Annotated in this window: 5 protein-coding genes and 3 pseudogenes; 2 read left to right on the forward strand and 6 right to left on the reverse strand. The window is 58.9% G+C overall.

Annotated elements, in window-relative coordinates; translation table 11 throughout:
• Window positions 1-188 (forward strand): metallophosphoesterase family protein (locus tag AC630_RS38715; RefSeq protein WP_143198649.1); only part of this gene is annotated, 188 nt, incomplete at its 5' end.
• Between the two features lie 171 nt (window positions 189-359).
• On the opposite strand, the gene AC630_RS38720 is transcribed toward AC630_RS38715, so the two are convergent.
• The 3 genes and pseudogenes from AC630_RS38720 to AC630_RS38730 all read right to left on the reverse strand — a co-directional run bounded on the left by AC630_RS38720 (window position 360) and on the right by AC630_RS38730 (window position 1,822).
• Entirely contained in the window at window positions 360-716 is a 357-nt protein-coding gene (locus AC630_RS38720; RefSeq protein ID WP_143198650.1) for a hypothetical protein, read from the reverse strand.
• A gap of 148 nt (window positions 717-864) precedes the next feature.
• Window positions 865-1,091, reverse strand: a pseudogene (locus tag AC630_RS38725) (Dabb family protein).
• 92 nt (window positions 1,092-1,183) lie between these two features.
• Window positions 1,184-1,822: a GntR family transcriptional regulator gene (locus AC630_RS38730; RefSeq protein WP_074123625.1), complete on the reverse strand. Its 639-nt coding sequence runs from the start codon at window positions 1,820-1,822 to the stop codon at window positions 1,184-1,186.
• Between the two features lie 123 nt (window positions 1,823-1,945).
• Between AC630_RS38730 and bioB the strand changes: the two genes are divergently transcribed.
• Window positions 1,946-2,944 (forward strand): biotin synthase BioB, encoded by a 999-nt coding sequence (gene bioB / locus AC630_RS38735; RefSeq protein ID WP_074123626.1) that lies wholly within the window; start codon window positions 1,946-1,948, stop codon window positions 2,942-2,944.
• A 40-nt stretch (window positions 2,945-2,984) separates the two neighbouring features.
• Here bioB and AC630_RS47515 read toward each other — a convergent pair.
• The 3 genes and pseudogenes from AC630_RS47515 to AC630_RS38745 form a co-directional block, all read right to left on the reverse strand.
• A pseudogene (locus tag AC630_RS47515) lies at window positions 2,985-3,125 on the reverse strand (IS5/IS1182 family transposase); the annotation flags it as partial.
• 2 nt (window positions 3,126-3,127) lie between these two features.
• Window positions 3,128-3,235: pseudogene (locus AC630_RS44785) on the reverse strand (NADP-dependent oxidoreductase); the annotation flags it as partial.
• Between the two features lie 195 nt (window positions 3,236-3,430).
• On the reverse strand, window positions 3,431-3,851 hold a 421-nt coding region (locus tag AC630_RS38745), incomplete at its 5' end, for a DUF3788 domain-containing protein (RefSeq protein ID WP_245330644.1).

Here is a 3,851-nt window from a genome sequence, read left to right on the forward strand (position 1 = left end):
TTCAGGGCATTGATGTCATTGTTTCCGGCCACTCCCACGTGCCGAAGATCAACACCGTCGACGGCTTACTCTACGTGAATCCCGGCAGTGCCGGGCGCCGGCGCTTCGAGCTGCCGATCACGCTTGCGAGCCTCGAAGTCACGCCCGACGGACTGAAACCGATCATCCACGATCTTGAAGTCAGATAGGCCGCGCCGCGGCACGCCCAGCCAGGCGAAACTTTCGGCGCCATCTAGTCCGCCAGGCTGTAAGTCGCATCCATGGCAGCGTCAGATGGGCAGATCGAGCTGAGGTCCGACATCGTCATTCCCCAGCGTTTGCAGCGAGGACAGTGAGCCACCACCATCGCGATCATCGAATCAGGTTTCCGGGAGCGCCCTTGTTACTAAATCCTCCCATTCACCCGGTTTGAAGATGAAAACGTCGACGGGTCCTTCGTTGTCCCACTGCATAGACAAAGTCTTGCGCCCGTCGAACCAGACGTCCAGCATGAACCCTTTCGGTTGTATCCAGGCCGGGGCGCCCTCTGTGCTTAGATCCGACCTCGGCGTTTTATACAGTATGGCAAGACGCTCGTTTTCAAACGTCATCACTTGAATTTTGGTGTTACCGGCCCGGGCATCGGTCATGGCTCCGCGGATAGCCACTAGGTCGACGGCGAGATTACGCAATTCCGTCGCTCGGGCGATTCGGGCAGCGTTCTGTATCAAAGCCATTTCGTGCTCCGTAAAAGAAACTCGAGACTGGCAGAGCAGGCATCGCTCCAAGGTTGGTGCGGTGCCGGTACGAAATCCAATGCGGTCAACTTGGCAAAGCACGACTGCCTGAAAGATACACGATAGGCCCACCAGTGGATGGATGAAATTAGGCGAGCGCTAAAACGGGCGCGCCGAGCGATTCCTGGTAGAGATAATGCGCCTTGTAGGCGTTAAGCTCTGTCTCGTTGTCGAACTCACCATAGACCACAACGTCGATGTCGCGGGCGACTTCCAGCTGGCGTGCATGCGGGATCGCCGTGAGAGCCGACAGGCCCTCGATTATTTGATCGATGTGGGCTTTATGGCAGCGAATAAGACGATGTGACGAATCATGATTGGCCGCAGGATTAATCGAAGTTGGTCGCGTAACTATCTTGGGATCCAGCCCGCTGGAATGCTAACGCCGCAGCAGCAGTCATTCCTGGTCAGGACGCAGGCAGGGCAAGGCGCTCAATCGTTTGAATGTGGCGCGCGAGCAGGTTGCAGGCTTGATCGACGTTGCGCGCGCGCAGTGCTTGCAGGATGAGGCGGTGATCCTGATTGGACCGCGGTCGCCAGCCGGCGGTGCGCGCCATCGCTAACACCAACCGTGAATTTGCAAGCTGCAAGCCGTCGAGGCTGGCGAGCAGTCGCGGCATCGCGCAGGGCGCCACCAGCGCTTGGTGAAAGGCGCGGTTGGCCATTTCGAAGTCCTGAATCGTCTCGGCATTGTCTCCTTCAATGAGGGCAAGCTCGATCCGTGCCAAGTGAGCCGATGTGAGCTTTGGGGCTGCATTGCGCAACGCGACCACTTCAAGCGCTGCACGCATCTCGGCGATCTCTTTCACCGACTTAGTATCGAGCGGAGCAACCCGAACCCCGCGACGGGGCACCGCTACGACAAGATGTTGAGCCTCCAGCTGCCGAAAAGCCTCGCGCACCGGGACGTGGCTTGAATGAAATTCCCGCGCAACATGGTCCTGTCGGAGTGGGACGTCCGGCTGCAACGCGCCGCTAATAATGCGCTCGCCGATTGACTCGGCGATGCGCCCTGAGGTCGTCGTGTTCTCTTCATCGGGCATCATAGATTATCTATCGCAAAAGCGAGTGCGCTCCCGTACGACATCAGTTAGCATCATCCTTGCATCATTGATCATAGATAATTTGCCAAATTATCTATGAGAAATCGTAGATGGAAAGCAATTCTTATGGTTGATGTGGTCGGAGTGGAGCGTAACGACAGCGGCAACAGCGCGCCGATCCGCAGTGACTGGAAGCGTGCCGAGGCGGAAGCACTTTATGGCCTGCCGTTTGCGGACCTTTTGTTTCAGGCGCAGAGCATTCATCGCAGCAACTTCGATCCCAACCACGTCGAAACCGCGAGCCTGCTCAGCATCAAGACCGGCGGATGTCCGGAAGACTGCGGCTATTGCTCGCAGAGCGCGCATTACGACACCGGCTTGAAAGCCGCCCGCCTGATGGATCGCGCCGACGTAGTCGCGACCGCGCAGCGCGCCAAGGACGCCGGCGCGACCCGCTTCTGCATGGCCGCGGCGTGGCGCAGTCCAAAAGACCGCGATCTCGATCAGGTCTGCGCGATGGTCAGCGCGGTTAAAGGTCTGGGCATGGAAACCTGCGTCACACTCGGGATGCTGACGCCGAATCAGGCCGCGCGGCTGTCCGAAGCCGGGCTCAACTTCTACAATCACAACGTCGACACCTCACCCGAGTTCTACGACAAGATCATCACCACCCGCACCCTGCAGGACCGCATCGATACACTGGCACATGTGCGCGATGCGGGCATCAAGGTCTGCTGCGGCGGCATTATCGGCATGGGCGAGCACATCGAGGACCGGCTTGGCATGCTGCTGCTGCTCGCCAGTCTCCCCAGCCATCCGGAAAGCGTGCCGATCAACCTCTGGAACGAGGTTAAGGGCGTGCCGGTCAACGACATGGCGGAGCGTCCCGATCCGATCGCGCTGGTGCGGCTGGTCGCGACGGCCCGGATCATGATGCCGAAGAGCGTGGTGCGGCTATCTGCCGGACGGCAGTACATGACCGATGAGCTGCAGGCACTTTGTTTTTTGGCCGGCGCGAGTTCGATCTTCATCGGCAAGGTGCTGCTGACCACCAAAAACCCGCAGCGCGACCGCGACGCCGATTTGCTGGACCGGCTCGGCATCACCTCCGGGCTCGCCAAGTGAAACGGGTCGGCAAGCACGCTGTGCGCGAACTCGAGTGCAGGTAGGCGAAGAAGGCTTGGCCGCGGTGCGCCCCTGTCCAGCGCGCCGCCGGATCGGAGGGCGACACGAACTTCGGTGTGACCTCGGTCGCTACTCCGAAAGCGGAATCATCGACAACAGCCAGATACTCATCGATCGCTCGACATGAACCCGTACGACGACGTCGTTTATCGCTGCCTGCGGCTCGGGCCGCTCCACCAGCTTCATGCCGGCCGTTCCCGCCGTCTCGTCCGTCACTACGATCGCTTTCATGGGAATTATCTCCTCAGATACTTGTTGGTTCGGGGTAAATTGCAGACGTGGAAGGTCTTTTCGATCTCTCACGCCGGTAATCGGCTCGACGCCTTCCGCGATGACCTTGATGTCGAATTGCTGTGTGATGTCGCCGAGACCGCTGCTCGGGTTCCTCGGAACCATCGCGCGGCGAACCTAGCATTTTTGCGCACTTCAACCGCGCGACGGCGGCGGGCGCTTCATAGTCAGAAGCTCCGTCATATCATGCAGATCATCTGCCGATGAGATGGCAACCGTCAGCCATTTTCCGTCGATGTATGTTTTGGCTTCATCGTAGAGCTTGACCAATTGCGGGCGCCAGACATAACGCCGCTCCTCAAACTTCTCTCGTTCTGCTCCACCCATGACCACCACAGCCGAAAACAACCGATATTCCGGCACCAGGGTGCAGAACGCCCTGGTCTTCTTGTAGCGCAAGGACCAACCACGGTTCTTGCCACCGTAGAGCCAGTCCGGCGCGAAAACTCCTAGAGCATGTTGTCTTTTAGCGGAATCTGGATTCCCAGATGGGGCAATTTCTGATTCAAACTCCATGCTGGCGAACGGAGGCCAGCATGGATGACGCGACCGTTTT

Origin of the sequence: Bradyrhizobium sp. AS23.2, from assembly GCF_001908185.1 — a bacterium.
Classification (GTDB): Bacteria; Pseudomonadota; Alphaproteobacteria; order Rhizobiales; family Xanthobacteraceae; genus Bradyrhizobium.

What these genes read in the sequence shown, in the direction of transcription:
- bioB (WP_074123626.1), top strand. Translation starts at nt 1,946, where the DNA reads ATGGTTGATGTGGTCGGAGTGGAGCGTAACGACAGCGGCAACAGCGCG.
- AC630_RS38730 (WP_074123625.1), bottom strand. Translation starts at nt 1,822, where the DNA reads ATGATGCCCGATGAAGAGAACACGACGACCTCAGGGCGCATCGCCGAG.
- AC630_RS38720 (WP_143198650.1), bottom strand. Translation starts at nt 716, where the DNA reads ATGGCTTTGATACAGAACGCTGCCCGAATCGCCCGAGCGACGGAATTG.